General features: G+C 73.0%; 17 protein-coding genes. 8 read left to right on the top strand and 9 right to left on the bottom strand.

Annotated features, from left to right (window positions below; genetic code table 11):
* Window positions 1-34: 34 nt before the first annotated feature.
* Window positions 35-1,288 (top strand): RNA polymerase sigma factor, encoded by a 1,254-nt coding sequence (locus tag AB0F82_RS26775; protein WP_362631942.1) that lies wholly within the window; start codon window positions 35-37, stop codon window positions 1,286-1,288.
* 79 nt (window positions 1,289-1,367) lie between these two features.
* On the top strand, window positions 1,368-1,550 hold the full coding sequence (locus AB0F82_RS26770) for a hypothetical protein (RefSeq protein WP_362631940.1): 183 nt from the start codon (window positions 1,368-1,370) through the stop codon (window positions 1,548-1,550).
* A 77-nt stretch (window positions 1,551-1,627) separates the two neighbouring features.
* On the opposite strand, the gene AB0F82_RS26765 is transcribed toward AB0F82_RS26770, so the two are convergent.
* Window positions 1,628-2,638 (bottom strand): alpha/beta hydrolase, encoded by a 1,011-nt coding sequence (locus AB0F82_RS26765; protein ID WP_362631938.1) that lies wholly within the window; start codon window positions 2,636-2,638, stop codon window positions 1,628-1,630.
* Between the two features lie 268 nt (window positions 2,639-2,906).
* Here AB0F82_RS26765 and AB0F82_RS26760 point away from each other — a divergent pair, with 268 nt between their 5' ends.
* Window positions 2,907-3,473, top strand: a complete 567-nt coding sequence (locus AB0F82_RS26760; protein WP_362631936.1) for a hypothetical protein — start codon at window positions 2,907-2,909, stop codon at window positions 3,471-3,473.
* A gap of 65 nt (window positions 3,474-3,538) precedes the next feature.
* Here AB0F82_RS26760 and AB0F82_RS26755 read toward each other — a convergent pair whose 3' ends face one another.
* Window positions 3,539-3,829, bottom strand: a complete 291-nt coding sequence (locus AB0F82_RS26755; RefSeq protein ID WP_362631934.1) for a hypothetical protein — start codon at window positions 3,827-3,829, stop codon at window positions 3,539-3,541.
* A 43-nt stretch (window positions 3,830-3,872) separates the two neighbouring features.
* On the bottom strand, window positions 3,873-5,387 hold the full coding sequence (locus AB0F82_RS26750; RefSeq protein WP_362631932.1) for an AMP-binding protein: 1,515 nt from the start codon (window positions 5,385-5,387) through the stop codon (window positions 3,873-3,875).
* Window positions 5,388-5,503: 116 nt separating this feature from the next.
* Between AB0F82_RS26750 and AB0F82_RS26745 the strand changes: the two genes are divergently transcribed.
* Window positions 5,504-6,241: a class I SAM-dependent methyltransferase gene (locus AB0F82_RS26745; protein ID WP_362631930.1), complete on the top strand. Its 738-nt coding sequence runs from the start codon at window positions 5,504-5,506 to the stop codon at window positions 6,239-6,241.
* Between the two features lie 104 nt (window positions 6,242-6,345).
* Entirely contained in the window at window positions 6,346-6,759 is a 414-nt protein-coding gene (locus AB0F82_RS26740; RefSeq protein ID WP_356815215.1) for a rodlin, read from the top strand.
* A gap of 201 nt (window positions 6,760-6,960) precedes the next feature.
* Here AB0F82_RS26740 and AB0F82_RS26735 read toward each other — a convergent pair whose 3' ends face one another.
* Window positions 6,961-7,089: a hypothetical protein gene (locus AB0F82_RS26735; protein WP_436842163.1), complete on the bottom strand. Its 129-nt coding sequence runs from the start codon at window positions 7,087-7,089 to the stop codon at window positions 6,961-6,963.
* A 6-nt stretch (window positions 7,090-7,095) separates the two neighbouring features.
* Here AB0F82_RS26735 and AB0F82_RS26730 point away from each other — a divergent pair, with 6 nt between their 5' ends.
* The 3 genes from AB0F82_RS26730 to AB0F82_RS26720 all read left to right on the top strand — a co-directional run bounded on the left by AB0F82_RS26730 (window position 7,096) and on the right by AB0F82_RS26720 (window position 9,141).
* Window positions 7,096-7,518 (top strand): LysR substrate-binding domain-containing protein, encoded by a 423-nt coding sequence (locus AB0F82_RS26730; protein ID WP_362631927.1) that lies wholly within the window; start codon window positions 7,096-7,098, stop codon window positions 7,516-7,518.
* A gap of 86 nt (window positions 7,519-7,604) precedes the next feature.
* Complete coding sequence (locus AB0F82_RS26725) at window positions 7,605-7,892, top strand: hypothetical protein (protein WP_356815214.1); 288 nt, start codon at window positions 7,605-7,607, stop codon at window positions 7,890-7,892.
* Window positions 7,893-8,031: 139 nt separating this feature from the next.
* A complete protein-coding gene (locus AB0F82_RS26720; RefSeq protein ID WP_362631925.1) occupies window positions 8,032-9,141 on the top strand; it encodes a serine hydrolase domain-containing protein in 1,110 nt (369 codons plus the stop codon).
* Window positions 9,142-9,463: 322 nt separating this feature from the next.
* On the opposite strand, the gene AB0F82_RS26715 is transcribed toward AB0F82_RS26720, so the two are convergent.
* The 5 genes from AB0F82_RS26715 to AB0F82_RS26695 form a co-directional block, all read right to left on the bottom strand.
* On the bottom strand, window positions 9,464-10,294 hold the full coding sequence (locus AB0F82_RS26715; protein ID WP_362631923.1) for a class I SAM-dependent methyltransferase: 831 nt from the start codon (window positions 10,292-10,294) through the stop codon (window positions 9,464-9,466).
* Between the two features lie 152 nt (window positions 10,295-10,446).
* Window positions 10,447-10,677, bottom strand: coding sequence for an antitoxin MazE7 (locus tag AB0F82_RS26710; protein ID WP_356815232.1), 231 nt, complete (start codon window positions 10,675-10,677; stop codon window positions 10,447-10,449).
* Between the two features lie 153 nt (window positions 10,678-10,830).
* Window positions 10,831-12,066 carry a mannosyltransferase family protein gene (locus AB0F82_RS26705; RefSeq protein ID WP_362631921.1) on the bottom strand — a complete coding sequence of 412 codons (1,236 nt, stop codon included), beginning with the start codon at window positions 12,064-12,066 and terminating at the stop codon, window positions 10,831-10,833.
* A gap of 133 nt (window positions 12,067-12,199) precedes the next feature.
* Window positions 12,200-12,658, bottom strand: a complete 459-nt coding sequence (locus AB0F82_RS26700) for a hypothetical protein (protein ID WP_362631920.1) — start codon at window positions 12,656-12,658, stop codon at window positions 12,200-12,202.
* The gene (locus tag AB0F82_RS26695; protein WP_362631918.1) at window positions 12,651-13,187 is read right to left on the bottom strand and encodes a SigE family RNA polymerase sigma factor; all 537 of its coding nucleotides are present in this window, start codon (window positions 13,185-13,187) and stop codon (window positions 12,651-12,653) included. The genes AB0F82_RS26700 and AB0F82_RS26695 overlap by 8 nt, the downstream gene beginning before the upstream one ends.
* Window positions 13,188-13,414: the final 227 nt, after the last annotated feature.

Here is a 13,414-nt window from a genome sequence, read left to right as displayed (position 1 = left end):
CGACGCCTAGACGCACCTCTGCTCCCGCACCCCGATGACGCACCCCGCCCCCGAACCCGCGAGTGAGGACCTGCTGCGCCGGCTGGCGCCGCAGGTCCTCGGCGCGCTCGTCCGCCGCTACGGGCACTTCGACGCCGCGGAAGACGCGGTGCAGGAGGCCCTGCTCGCCGCGACCCGGCAGTGGCCCGAGGAGGGCCGCCCCCGCAATCCGCGCGGCTGGCTGATCCGCGTCGCCTCCCGTCGGCTCACCGACCAGCTGCGCAGCGAGGACGCCCGCAGGCGGCGCGAGGAGACGGCCGCGGCGCTGACGCCCCGTGACGAGTTCGTCGCACCACCACCCGGCGAGGACCGCGCGCCCGCCGAGGACGACACCCTCACGCTGCTCTTCCTCTGCTGCGGTGCCGACCTGCCCGCCGCCGGCCGGATCGCCCTCACCCTGCGGGCCGTCGGCGGCCTCACCACGGCCGAGATCGCCCGCGCCCTCCTCGTACCCGAAGCCACGATGGCGCAGCGCATCAGCCGCGCGAAACGACGCATCAAGACCTCCCCGTCGCCGTTCGGCACCCCCGACGGGCAAGAGGACGCGGCACGGCTCGCCGACGTGCTCCACGTCCTCTACCTGATCTTCAACGAGGGCTACACCGCCAGCTCCGGCCGCGAGCTGCAACGCGCCGACCTCGCCGCCGAGGCGATCCGCCTCACCCGCGCCGTCCACGCACTGCTGCCGGACGACGGAGAGGTGGCCGGCCTGCTTGCCCTGATGCTGCTCACCGACGCCCGCCGCGCCGCCCGCACCGGGCCGGACGGCAGCCTGATCCCCCTCGCGGAGCAGGACCGTACCCGCTGGGACCGCGCCGCCGTCGCCGAAGGGGTCGCCCTCGTCAGCGACGCCCTCACCCGCACCCCGCTCGGCCCGTACCAGGTGCGCGCCGCGATCGCCGCAGTCCACGACGAGGCGGCGAGCGACGAGGACACCGACTGGGCGGAGATCCTGGGCCTCTACGAGGTGCTGGTCCGGCTGGTCCCTGGGCCCGCGGAACGCCTGGGCCACGCCGTCGCCGTGGCCATGGTGCACGGCCCGCGACGGGCCCTGGACCTGCTCGCCGCACTGGACGAAGACGACCGCCTCGCCGGCCACCACCGCCTGGAAGCCGTACGGGCCCACCTGCTGGAGATGGCGGGCGACCGGGCGGCGGCCCGCGCCGCCTACGCGAAGGCCGCGGGCCTCACCCTCAGCACCCCGGAACGCCGCTACCTCCGGTCCAGGGCCGCCCGTATCGCCGAATGAGTCCATCATCGCGGGGCCCGCCGTCCGCATGCCGGACATCGACCACGGTTGTCGGAGCCCGGCCCCTACTCTTGATCACGTGAGCCCGACGCCTGACGACCACCCGGCCCCCGAACGCTCCCTCGCCGAGATCAACGCCGACATCCGCTGTCTCTTCGCGCGCGCCGAGGGCCGCCTCTCCGACGCGGAGCGGGTCCGCCACGCCACACTGCTCCAGGAATGGGCCGCGGCCATGCGCGCATCGGTGGTCCCGGCCGCGTAGCGGAGCAGCCGGGGCGCGAGCCGGCCCTGGGTACCCGGCGGTCGAGGCGCGGGAGGCGGCGAACGACGTGACACTCCCTAGCGGCCGAGGACGCGCCGGAGCCAGCGGACGCGGGCGTCACGGGCGTCCCGGGTCAGGGCCGCGCCCGGTGCGAAGGAGTCGAAGCCGTGGAACGCCCCGGGCCACACGTGCAGTTCGGCCTCACCGCCCGCCCGCCAGAGCGCGTCGGCGTACGCCACGTCCTCGTCCCTGAACGTCTCGGCCGACCCGACGTCGATGTACGCCGGAGGCAGCCCGGACAGATCCGTCGCCCGCGCGGGAGCCGCGTACGGCGGTACGTCCGAGGTGCCGTACAGGTCGCCCAACAGCGCCTGCCACGCCGTCGCGTTGGAGGTGCGGTCCCAGATGTCGACGCCGGCCATCTGGTGGCCGGAGACGCTGTCGCCGCGGTCGTCGAGCATCGGGCACAGGAGCAGCTGCCCGATGGGTGTGGGACCGCCCCGGTCGCGGGTGAGCAGGGCGAGCGCCGCGGCGAGGCCGCCGCCCGCGCTCTTCCCGCCGATCACGATGCGTTCCGGGTCGATGCCCAGCTCCTCCGCGTGTGCGGCCGCCCAGACGAAACCGGCGTAGCAGTCCTCCACCGGTCCGGGATGGCGCACCCGGGGCGCCAGCCGGTACTCGACGGAGATGACGGCCAGCTCCAGGGGGAGGGCCCACTCGCGGAGCAACTGCGGAAGCACGCACGAGGCGTTGCCCATGATCATGCCGCCGCCGTGCATGTAGTACAGCAGCGGCAGCGGCCCGTCGAGGCCGGCGGGCCGCGCGCTCACCAGCGTCACCTCGGGCTCACCCGGCGGCCCCGGCACGCACAGCTCGTCGACCTCGAAGCGGCCGCCGTCCCGAAGGTCCCGCACGGACGGTCGAGGCCGCACGGCGGCGTCCCGCTCCCGCCGGGCCGCGAGGTTTTCCGGAGTGAACGGCTCCCCGACCACCCCGCCCCCCAAAGCCGCCAGCGCCAGCGCCAGTTCGGGGTCCAGCGCAGGCGCACACCACGCCACGGAGTCGGGCCCGGTTCGCGTGAAATCCATGCCCCCAGTCAACCACCCACCCCTGAGCGTCAGCCGAGTTCGAGCCGTCCGAGCCGTCGGCCGACCGCCTGGCCTGCAGCTGGAACCGCAGAAGTTCTGTGGGTCCCACAGTCGAACGGTGCCGCCTGTTGAGTGGTCAATTGAATAGTCCACGTCCTCGACTTGCAAGCCGACCGGCCGGTGGCAAGCTATAAGCGAACCGCGTGTTCGGAATCGGATCCACCTTGACGATGCAACCATTGCATGAATGAGCGGAAGGTTGGATTTCATGGAAAACAAGCTGTCGCGCATCGATGATGCCGTTGTGGAAGGAGACTGCGTGGTCTCCGGAAGTCGCGACTCGGTGATCGAGCTGGTGAAGCAGGTGGTTGAGTCTGGGATCTCGGCGTCGTTCTACGTTCCCCGCAGCATCGCCGAAGCTGTCTTGGCCTGGTACTGGACTGCCGAAAGAATTCGGGAAGTCGGAGTGGAGGTAGTGTCGAGCGAAGAGCAGAGAAGAATTGAGAAGGAGCTCGGGCTCGAGGGCGTCATCCACTTCGCGAATCGCACCGAATGCGAGAACTGCGGTCACGTGTACGGGGCCTTCGAGTTTGTGGAGCAGGGAATTCGGACGCACGGGAGGGAAGCGGTCGAAGCTGTCCTGGAGCTCAAGAGTGCTGTCCTGATTCGCGTGAACCCCACCGAGGTCTCCGTCTGCCCCGATTGTGAACAGCGGATCACGCAGGGCGGCCTCAAGCTGGGGGAAAGAATTGTCGGCGGAACTGAAGTCCCTCACTACTATGGCGGGACATCTGCGTATGCGGGCTGCTGCAGAGGAGGACAACTTCAGAGGTAGCCCTCCTCGCACCACCGCACCGCGGACCTGGACGCGCCGGTCGGCCCCGTCCGCCGACGGGCCCGTCAGGCCCCGTCCGGTGGGGGGACGTGCCCCGCAGCCCGCTGCACCATGGCCTCCAGCTCGTCGCGGTCCAGACCGGTCGCCTCCGCGTAGTTCTCCAGGGCCGTGTCCAGCAACCACCAGGGCTCGCGAGCGTCTTCCCACGCGTCCCGCCAGGTCACATGCTGCTCGTCGGTCCACTGAGACGTTTCGCCGAGCTCTTTCTGAAGGAGCATCAACTCGGCGTGCGCCTCGTCGGACGCCTCCTGCAACTCCACCAGTTCGTCCAGTGCGTCAGACAGTTCGATTTCCACCCCGGGATCCTAACGGTGAGGGCGACGGATGGCCTCGCCCTCGCTACGCACGCCCGCCGTCGGTGGCGGGAGCCGTCGCCGCGTCGCTGCGCAGGCGGCGCTTGTCCGGTTTGCCGCGGGGGGTCAGGGGGATCTCCCGGAGCCAGAACACCGCGGTGGGGCGGTGTGCGCGGGCCAGCTCCCGTTCCACCGCGTCGCATACCTCGTCGGCCACGCCCGGACCCGGCGCGTACCCTGCCGCCGGGACGAGGAAGGCGCACACCTCCTCCCCGGTGAGGTCGCTGTGCCGGCCCACCACCACGGCCTGGGCCACGGCGGGGTGCCGGGTGAGGGCCGCCTCGACCGGCAGGCAGTACACGTTGTCCCCGTCGACCATCACCACGTCCGCGGTCCGGTCGTCGAGGTACAGGTAGCCGTCCCCGTCGAAGTGCCCAAGGTCCCCGGTCCGCAGCCAGCCGTCCCGCAGCACCTCGGCCGTCAGCTCGGGCCTGCCCCAGTAGCCGGCCATCACGGCCTGCGACCGGGCCCACACCTCACCGGTGCGCCCTGCCGCCACCGTCGCGCCCCGCTCGTCGCGTACCTCGGCCTCCACCCCGTCGACGGGCCTCCCGACCGACGCCAGCAGCTCCGGCCGCCCCCGCACCGCCGCGTCGTGGTCTGCCGGGGTCAGCCGGCAGACCACTCCCGCCTCGTTCGTGCCGTAGCCCTGCCGCCAGCGCCCGCCCCAGCGCGTCACCGCCTCCCGCAGCCGTTGCGGATGGACCGGCGAATCCCCGTACGAGATCACCTCCAGCCCGGGCACCCCATGGGCGGTCACCGGGTCGTCCAGCAACCGGTACACCATCGATGTCGTCAGGTACGTGGACACCGGTCCCAGGCGCAGGCAGGCCGCCGCGAACTCCCGCGTTCCGAACGGCTCCAGGATCTCCACCCGTCCCCCGGCCCGGAACTGCTCCAGGCACCGGCCCCCGGACCGCTGCGCCAGCGAGGTGACCGACAGGTAGTCCGTCCTGGCCCAGCCGGCCGGCCGTACGGTGTTCCGCGCGGCCATCGCGCCGAAGGTCGAGGCCACCCCCTTGGGCCGCCCCGTCGTCCCGCCGGTGTACGTCACCCGCGCCACGTCGTCGTCCCGCGCCCCCACGGACACCGGCCCGGCAGCCGCGCGTCCGCCGGCCTCGCGGACCGCTTCGTCCAGGTCCAGCTGCCGCGCCCTCGCAGCGGGCACCGGTACGTCGTGCACCACCAGGTCCGGCCGGCAGTCCCGCAGGATGAAGTCCAACCCGTGCAGGGCGGGTCCGGCGAGGACCTGCGTCAGCCGCGCACCGAGCAGGTGCGCGGCGATCCGCACCAGCAGCACCTCCGGCCGGTTGGTGCCCGCGACACAGGCCAGCCCCGAACCGCGCCCGATCCCCGCATCGGCCAGCACCCCGGCGAGCCGCCAGGACGCGTCGAGCACGTCCTGGAACTCCAGCACGACGGGTCCGGTCCCGAGCGCCGGCCGCCCCGCGTGGCGCTCGAACGCCCCGACCAGCTCCGTGACATACCGCGCGGCGACCATCCGCGATCCACCTCTCCACGTACTGCTGATGATCGTACGGGGCCTGCCGGGCCGCCGGCCCCACCACACCGGCGGCCCACTCCACGGACGGGCGGCCCACCGGCATCATGGGCGGCATGACGACCGAATCCCGTGCTCGTTCATTCAGCTCCGCGGCCGCGCGCTACGCCGCGAACCGCCCCTCGTATCCGCCCGAGCTCTTCGACGCGCTGGAGCAACTGGCCGGGTTTCCCCTGGCCGGCGCCCGCGTCGCCGACGTGGGCGCGGGTACGGGAATCGCCACCTCGCTGCTGGAGGCCCGGGGCGCCCGCGTCGTCGGCGTAGAGCCGGGCGAGGGCATGGCCGCCGAGTTCCGGCGCCGCAACCCCCGCACACCACTGGTCCGCGCGGACGGCAACAGGCTGCCGTTGACGTCCGGATGCCTGGACCTGCTGACGTACGCGCAGTCCTGGCACTGGACCGATCCGGACCGCGCGGTCCCCGAGGCGCTGCGGGTCCTGCGGCCCGGCGGGGCGCTCGCGATCTGGCACAACGACCCCGACGTCACGGTCGGATGGATCGCGGAGCAGCAGGCGCGCATCGAGGCCCGGTTCGGGCCCGGCTGGTACATCAACGAACGCGCCCGCTCACAGGACGGGCTGCGGTTCACCGACCGTCACCTGCCGTGGTCGCGCCGGGTCCCGGTCGACACGCACCTGGCCAAACTGTCCACCCACTCCCTCTTCCTCGTCGGCGAGCCCGGCACGGACGCCTTCCTGTCCGACGAACGCGCCCTCCTCATGGGCCGCTTCCCCGACGGCTGGGTGGAGGAGCACTACGTGGTCGAGCTGAACGTTGCCGTCCGAGGAGCGTGACGGGCAGCATGCCGCCGAACGGGTGAAGCACCGGAACCCGGCGCCGCCCCGGCCGTTGATCAAGGCGCTCACCCCCACGCACTCGTGTGACATAAGGACCTCTGATGCTCAAGAAGATCATGGCCACCGCCGCCGCCACCGCATCCATCGTCGGCGCGGGCGCCGCGGTCGCCGCCCCGGCCATGGCCATCGGCAACGACAACGGGATCAACACCGTCAACGGCAACGGCGCCCAGCAGATCTACGGCAACCAGAAGACCCACGGCGACCAGAGCCCGCAGCTCGGCCTGGTCCAGGGCACCCTGAACAAGCCCTGCATCGGCCTGCCGGCCAAGGTCAACGTCCAGTCCGTACTGGCGCTCATCGCCAACATCGGCGTTCAGGACATCAACGTCCTGTCCAACCCGCAGAACCAGCAGTGCACCGAGAACTCCACCCAGGCCAAGGGTGACGAGCCGCTCTCCCACATTCTGGACAACATCCCGGTCCTGTCCGGCAACCTGTCGGCCGGCAGCTGACGCAGGCCCCTTGTGCGAGCCGGGGCCTCCGACGCCTGCGCGAGTGCCCACGGGGCCCCGGCTTGTTCCACCCGGATCCGCCGATCCGACGCTTCCAACGGCACGCGCCGGCCATACGGCCTCGACGTGGGCACCGAACCTCGCAGCACAGAGCCTCCAGCCCGACCGGGCCGGAGGCTCTGTCGCGTTCCGCGAACCGCGTCAGCAGGACCTGAAGTTGCTGGCGCCGATGTTGCCTTTCCCGAACGGTTGGTGGACCGAGGCCTTCAGGGTGGTGCCATAGACCGGGAGCATGTCGAGGAAGCGGGAGATCGTCGGATCGCTCGGGATGCCGCCGTGACCCCCCTGTACACGGAGACCCTCGGCCTGGTCGTCACCGCCGAGGACGGCGGCCCGGATGCGGGGCTCCCGCCCCTGCCCGTACGCGACCTCGCCGCGCGCCGACTGGCCCTGCCCAGCGGGGACTTCCCCACCCCCGGTCACATCGACGACTACCTCGCCGCGCACGGCATCCGGCCGCACACCGCGGTCGAGGCGAACTCCGCCCAGGCGCTCACCGAGATCGTCCGGCGCACCTCGCTGGCCACCGTCCTGCCCAACGCCGTCACCCTGCTGCACCGGGAAAGCGCGCACGAGAGCGCCGCGTCGCGCACCTTCACCGAGCCGGCCGCCCGCCTGGTCCGCACCCGCGGGTATCCGCGTCCGAGGGGGCGGCCGGGTGGCCGGCCCGTGCGTGGCGCGCTCAGCGGGGGGGCGTGACCCGGCCCCGGCGGCCGGTGATCGTGGTGCGGCGCCGCGACGTGTGAAACCGGCTGCGCGCTTCCCCATCCGGTAGCTTCGGTTCCATGACCACTGAGCCGCAGAGCTTCGAGATCCTGGTGGTGCCCGAGCACATCGAGAACCTCCGTGGCGCCTCCCCGGCGGACCGCGCACTGAGGTCGGCCGTGGTCGAGGCGACCGGCGAACAGGGGGCCTCCGGGTACCCGCGCTACCGGGGGCAGGGCGTGGAGGCCGACATCGACCCCGACACGCGCACCATCGAGGCCCTGCTCATCGACGGCGCGGAGCTGGACTACGGGCTGATCGCCATGATCGCCCCCGAGGAGAAGGGCCGGGGAGGCCGCCGGACGTAGCGGCGTACGGCCGGGTGAACCGGGGCGTTTCGGTCGTATTGATGTTGGCCGGGAGCGGGCCAGCGCGGGCCGGGTGCGGCGCCGTAGCGTCTTTCCCATCGGGAAGAACGTGACTGGCGCGCATCGAGGAGACCGACGGATGACCAAGCCCGTTCCCCAGCAGACGAGTTCGCGTGCCGCCGTGCGGGAGGTCCTGGATCGGGCGGTGAGCGGGGCCGGCCTCCCCGGCATGGTCGCCGAGGTCCTGGACCGCCGGGGCCGGTGGTTCGGAGCGGCGGGGGTGGCCGACACGGCGACCGGGCGCGAACGGCTGCCCGAGGAGCAGTACCGCATCGGGAGCACCACCAAGACCTTCACGGCCACCCTCGCCCTCCTGCTCGCCGCCGAGCGCAAACTCTCCCTGGACGACACCGTCGAGCGATGGCTCCCGGGCCTGGTCAAGGGCAACGGCAACGACGCCGGCGCGATCACCGTCCGGCACCTGCTCGGCATGACCAGCGGGCTCTTCAACTACTCCGTGGACGAGGGGCTGCTCTCCCGGCACTACGGCCCGGCCTTCCTGGAGCACCGCTACGACCGCTTCAGCCCCGAGCAGCTGGTGGAGATCGCGACCTCCCACGCCCCGGACTTCGCCCCGGGCGAGGGCTGGACGTACAGCAACACCGGCTACGTCCTGGTCGGACTGATCATCGAGCGGGCGACCGGCCGGACCTTCGCCCACCAGGTGGAGCAGCGCATCGCCCGCCCGTTGGAGCTGACCGGCACCTACGTCCCGGGCGACGACGAGCACGGGCTGCGCGGACCGCACGCCCGGCTGTACAGCAAGAACTTCCTCACCGCGCCCGACGCCGAGATCCACGACGTGACCGAGCTCGACACCAGCTTCGCCTGGTCGGCCGGCGGCATGGTCTCCACCGCCGGTGACCTGAACCGCTTCTTCGCCGAGCTGCTGGGCGGCCGGCTGCTGCCGCCCGCCCAGCAGGAGGAGATGTTCGCGGCCCGCCCGACTCCCGAGGGCAAGTGGATCCCCGGCGCCTCCTACGGCCTGGGCATGTCGTCGATGACGGTGCCCTCGGGCGCGACGGTCTGGGGCATGGGCGGCGCCATCAACGGCTCGTTCTGCTACACCTACGGCACCCGCGACGGCGAGCACCTCGTGGCCCAGAGCGTCAACGGCGACTGGAACGACCCGATCGGACTCTTCACGCAGGTCCTCGAAGCGGAGTTCGCCGCCGACGGCCCCGCCTGACGGCCCGGCGTGACGGCCCCGCGTACGGAGGCCGGTGCGCGGGCGCCCCGGTGACAAGCGTCCGGCCCGGCCCCCGTGGGTGAACCGGTCGTAGACGACGCTCTCGTCCTCGTCCGTGTCGATGTGCAGGAAGAAGCCGAGCCGGTGCGAGGCGCAGGCCGAGGGGACGGATGGGGACTGCGAGGCGCTGTCCGCGTGGGTGGACCCGTACCCGTTGAGCCAGGCGTCGTAGCTGCCGCCGTGCGGGGCCTGGCCGGACTGGTTGGTGATGACGTGCATCCGGTCATCGACTGACCGGCCGGGTGGCCCCGGGGCGGGCGTCTCAGCTGCGGCGGTGGGCGGTCAGCAGGAGGTACCCCCACTCCATGACGCCGTCCGTGGTGTGCTCGGCGGCGAGGGCGTCGAGCGCCGCGTCCAGGGCCGCGACCTTCTCCGGATCGTCGCCCACCGCGCGGTACACGGCGATGGTCGGCCCGTAACAGGCCTTGAAGAACTCTCGGAAGTCCGACGGGTTCTTGAAGAGGGTCACGGGGACCGTCCGGCGGCGGGCGACCACGTCGGTCACCGCGTCGCCGAGCAGCTCGTGGACGTACTCCTCGTTGCCCCACAGGGGCGGCGGCTGCACACCGGGCGGGGGCGGCGGGGCGTACGGCTTCATCGTGGCGAAGAGTCGGCCGACGAAACCCTCGGGGGTCCAGCTGAGCAGCCCGACCGTCCCGCCGGCCCGGCACACGCGGAGCATCTCATCGGCGGCGGTGCGGTGGTGGGGAGCGAACATGATGCCGATGCAGGACATGACGACGTCGAACTCGCCGTCCGCGAAGGGCAGGGCCTCGGCGTCCGCCTCCCGCCACTCCAGCTTCGCGCCCTGCACGGCGGCCAGGTGCCGTCCGACCTCGAGCAGTTCGGGGGTCAGGTCCGACGCCACGACGTCCGCCCCGGCCAGCGCGGCCGGGATGGCGGCGTTGCCGGAGCCCGCCGCGATGTCGAGGACCCGGTCGCCGATCTGGATCCCGCACTCCTTCACCAGCAGGGGCCCCAGGGGGGAGACGACATGGGATGCGACGGACGGATAGTCGCCCAGTGCCCACATCGCCCGGTGCTTGGCCTTCAGGGTGCGGTCGGCCTGCCCCGCCTCGCTCGTATCGGTCACGACAGCCGTCCTCCAGCGCTCGAAGCGGTCCTTCCCCGAGCCTAGGGACGGTCGCGCGGACCGGCCCGTCGGCGGAGCCGCCCGGGTGACGGGTGCCTGCGGCGGACCGCGCCGGGCCACGGCCCGTCAGCCGTGGCCGTCCGCCGTGGCCGTCAGTCACGGGCCGCGAGGCCCCCGAAATCGCGGGCGAAGCCTTCGCGGAAGCCGGGGCGTTCGAGGGCCTCCTCGAAGGCCCGGGCGGCGCGCGCGAGCGCGGTCGCGTTCTCCTGGGCGGCGGTGAGTTCGGCGAGGTACGCGCGCAGGCTCAGTCCGCGGTCGGCGGCGAGCACGGCGAGCCGGTCGCGCACGTCGGTGTCGACCTCGACGGTGGTGGTGTCGGCCATCCTCCGAGTATGCGCGCCCGGCGCCCGCCCGGGGGCCCGTTCGCCCCCGCCGGCCCGCACCCCTGGGGAGTGTCGTCGAAGTCCCGCCTGGCGGGCGGGGTCTGGCACGCGGGTCCCGCCCTTCGGCGGCCGACGCCACTTTGACGACACTGCCTAGCCCGCCCAGCGTCCGGTGAGGAAGGTGACGGCCACCACGGTGCACAGCGGCCCCGCGACGTACAGGTAGGCGCTGCGCACCCAGGGGCGGCGCATGCTCCAGCCCGCCAGGCCGATCCACAGCGGCCACCACAGCAGGGTGGAGCGGGGCAGGGAGGTGTACCAGTAGGACGTGCCCAGGGCCCAGAGGGTGAGGGCGATGTAGAGGGCCTCCGGCCAGCGGCGGCCCCGTACCAGCACGGCCAGGAGGGCGAGGCCGGTCACCATGGCCAGGAGCTCGGCCTGCGACATCAGTGCGTAGCCCGTGGGCTGGGTGTGCTCGAAGGCGGCCGTCCAGGTGTGGGACCAGGCCTCCCACGGCAGGTGGAAGTCGCGGTACCAGCCCCGCTCCTGGGAGTGCTTCCAGGCCATCCAGTCGCCGGTCCACGCGTGCAGGTACCAGCTGTGCAGCACCGGTGGGAGGGCGGGCAGGAACAGCCAGGGGGCGGACCGCCAGGCGGCGCGGGTCCGGGCGGTCAGGAGGAAGTGGAGGGCGAGCGCGGCCGCGAGGAAGAGCCCGGTGACGCGCACCGAGCAGGCCAGGCAGGCAAGGACCGAGGCGACGGCCCAGCTCCGGCGCTGCGCCGCCAGCCAGGCGGGCAGGGCCAGCGCCAGGAAGAGCGACTCCGTGTAGCCGGCGGCGAGGAACACCGCGCAGGGCGAGACCAGCAGGAAGGCCACTGCCCGTCGGCCGGCCTCGTGGTCGCCCGGCAGGCCGCGGGCCAGGCGGGCGAGCGCCAGGACGGCGACGCCCCCCGCGGCGAAGGAGATCAGTGCTCCGGACGCGGCCCAGGAGGGGACGACCGTGTGCACGGCGCGCAGGGCGAGGGGGAAGCCGGGGAGGAAGGCCTCCCGGTTGTCCCAGCCGACCGTCCAGGGTCCCGCCCCGCCGGGGAAGTAGCCGTCCTTGGCTATGTGGAAGTAGAACGACCAGTCCCATCGCTGCCAGGGCGCGAGCAGCGACAGGGGCCGGTGGCTCTCGCCGTCGGAGGGGAACAGCCGGCCGACGGCGCCCGCGGTGGCCCAGATACCGGCGCGGGTCACCAGGTAGAGCCACAGCACCTCCCGGTCGGCCCTCCCGAGCCACCGCAGGGCGGGGAGCGCGCGGCGGGGACGAGGGATGGCGGGACGGCCCGCGGGTGCCGGCCGCCGGCCGGGGGTCTCGGACGGCCGAGTCGGGGCTGATAGGGACATAAGGGATCTCCTGGGCCGTCTGAGGGTGTGCGGAACCGCCGGCCCGGGGAGTCCGAGCCGGTGTCCGCAGGCGGCGGTGTGGGGCGGGGTGAAGGCGAAGGGCAGCGGGGCGGGCAGGGCCGGCGGGACGCCGCTACGGCGGCGGCTGCGCGGTGGTGGGGGCGCCGGGGTACGTCGACCCCTGGGGCGGGCGGGCGCTCATCGTCCAGGTGGGGTCGGGGCTACCCGCGCCCGCGGTCGCGGACGGCGGCGGGCTCGGCGCAGTCGTCGTGCTCTGCCCTGCCGTGGTGCTCTGCGCCGAGGGGGGAGGGGACGCCGGGACGGAGGTCGGCAGGTCGGACGGGGCGACCGGAGAGGGAGTGGTCGCCGGGAGCGTCGGCCGGCCGGAGTCCTGCGGGAGGAGCGCTGCCAGCGCCGCGCCGGATCCGCCCAGGAGCAGACAGCAGGCGGCGGCGATGCCCGCGATCCGGCGCCGCCGCACCAGTTCACCGCGGTGTTCGATGGCGGAGACGGGCGGGAGCGAGGTCGCGGACTGCCCGGCGGAGGCCGCGGCGCGGAAGGCCGACCGCAGGGGGTCGTGGGACTCAGGCATCGGGAGCCTCCTCGGTGCGCGGATCCTGCAGATGACGTGAGAGGGCGGCGCGGCCGCGGGAGAGGTGCGTCTTGACCGTGCTCGCGGACAGCGAGGTCTCGGCGGCGATCTGTTCGACGGTCAGGTCGCACAGGTAGTGCAGCGCCATCGTGCGGCGCTGCTTCAGGGGAAGCTGCCGCAGCGCCTCGACGAGGGCCACCGCCTCGGGCCCGGGCCCCTCCGCGTGCGGCTCGGGAGCGGTGCGCCGCCACGCCTCGGCGCTGCGCCGGCGCACCCGCCAGCGGCTGACCGCGAGCCGCCACGCGACGGTACGGATCCACGCTTCCGGGCGGCCGTCGCGGTCCAGCTGGCGCCGGCGACCCCATCCCCGGACGAAGGCCTCCTGTACCACGTCCTGTGCCTCGTGATGATCACCGAGCATCACGTACAGCTGTCCTGTGAGCCTTCCCGCCGCTTGTGCGTAGAACGCTTCGAACTCCTCGACGGTCAAAAATCGCTCCCGGATCCATGTGTCCCTCTCATCGGGCATACGCCCGGCGCACCGCATCCGGTCGACATCGGACGACGGGTTCTTCTTGTGACTGCGGTCACACGGCGTGCGGCCGGCTCATTGTCGCGTCGGCCGTCCCGGGGGCGGCGGCGCCAGGAGGCCGGACAGGGCCTGGCGGGTGAGGCGGATCCGGATCCGGACCCGCGGGAAATGCGGGGTCTGTTGCGGCCGCGGCTCCGCAGCTGCCCGGAAACGGCGGAAGGGCC

It is taken from the genome of Streptomyces virginiae (assembly GCF_040638905.1).
GTDB classification, from domain to species: Bacteria; Actinomycetota; Actinomycetes; order Streptomycetales; family Streptomycetaceae; genus Streptomyces; species Streptomyces virginiae_B.
This window is presented reverse-complemented; position numbering and strand designations above follow the sequence as displayed.

Coding starts and splice junctions, on each gene's coding strand:
- AB0F82_RS26775 (WP_362631942.1), top strand. CDS start 35: ATGACGCACCCCGCCCCCGAACCCGCGAGTGAGGACCTGCTGCGCCGG.
- AB0F82_RS26765 (WP_362631938.1), bottom strand. CDS start 2,638: ATGGATTTCACGCGAACCGGGCCCGACTCCGTGGCGTGGTGTGCGCCT.
- AB0F82_RS26760 (WP_362631936.1), top strand. CDS start 2,907: ATGGAAAACAAGCTGTCGCGCATCGATGATGCCGTTGTGGAAGGAGAC.
- AB0F82_RS26750 (WP_362631932.1), bottom strand. CDS start 5,387: ATGGTCGCCGCGCGGTATGTCACGGAGCTGGTCGGGGCGTTCGAGCGC.
- AB0F82_RS26745 (WP_362631930.1), top strand. CDS start 5,504: ATGACGACCGAATCCCGTGCTCGTTCATTCAGCTCCGCGGCCGCGCGC.
- AB0F82_RS26740 (WP_356815215.1), top strand. CDS start 6,346: ATGCTCAAGAAGATCATGGCCACCGCCGCCGCCACCGCATCCATCGTC.
- AB0F82_RS26725 (WP_356815214.1), top strand. CDS start 7,605: ATGACCACTGAGCCGCAGAGCTTCGAGATCCTGGTGGTGCCCGAGCAC.
- AB0F82_RS26720 (WP_362631925.1), top strand. CDS start 8,032: ATGACCAAGCCCGTTCCCCAGCAGACGAGTTCGCGTGCCGCCGTGCGG.
- AB0F82_RS26710 (WP_356815232.1), bottom strand. CDS start 10,677: ATGGCCGACACCACCACCGTCGAGGTCGACACCGACGTGCGCGACCGG.
- AB0F82_RS26705 (WP_362631921.1), bottom strand. CDS start 12,066: ATGTCCCTATCAGCCCCGACTCGGCCGTCCGAGACCCCCGGCCGGCGG.
- AB0F82_RS26700 (WP_362631920.1), bottom strand. CDS start 12,658: ATGCCTGAGTCCCACGACCCCCTGCGGTCGGCCTTCCGCGCCGCGGCC.
- AB0F82_RS26695 (WP_362631918.1), bottom strand. CDS start 13,187: ATGCCCGATGAGAGGGACACATGGATCCGGGAGCGATTTTTGACCGTC.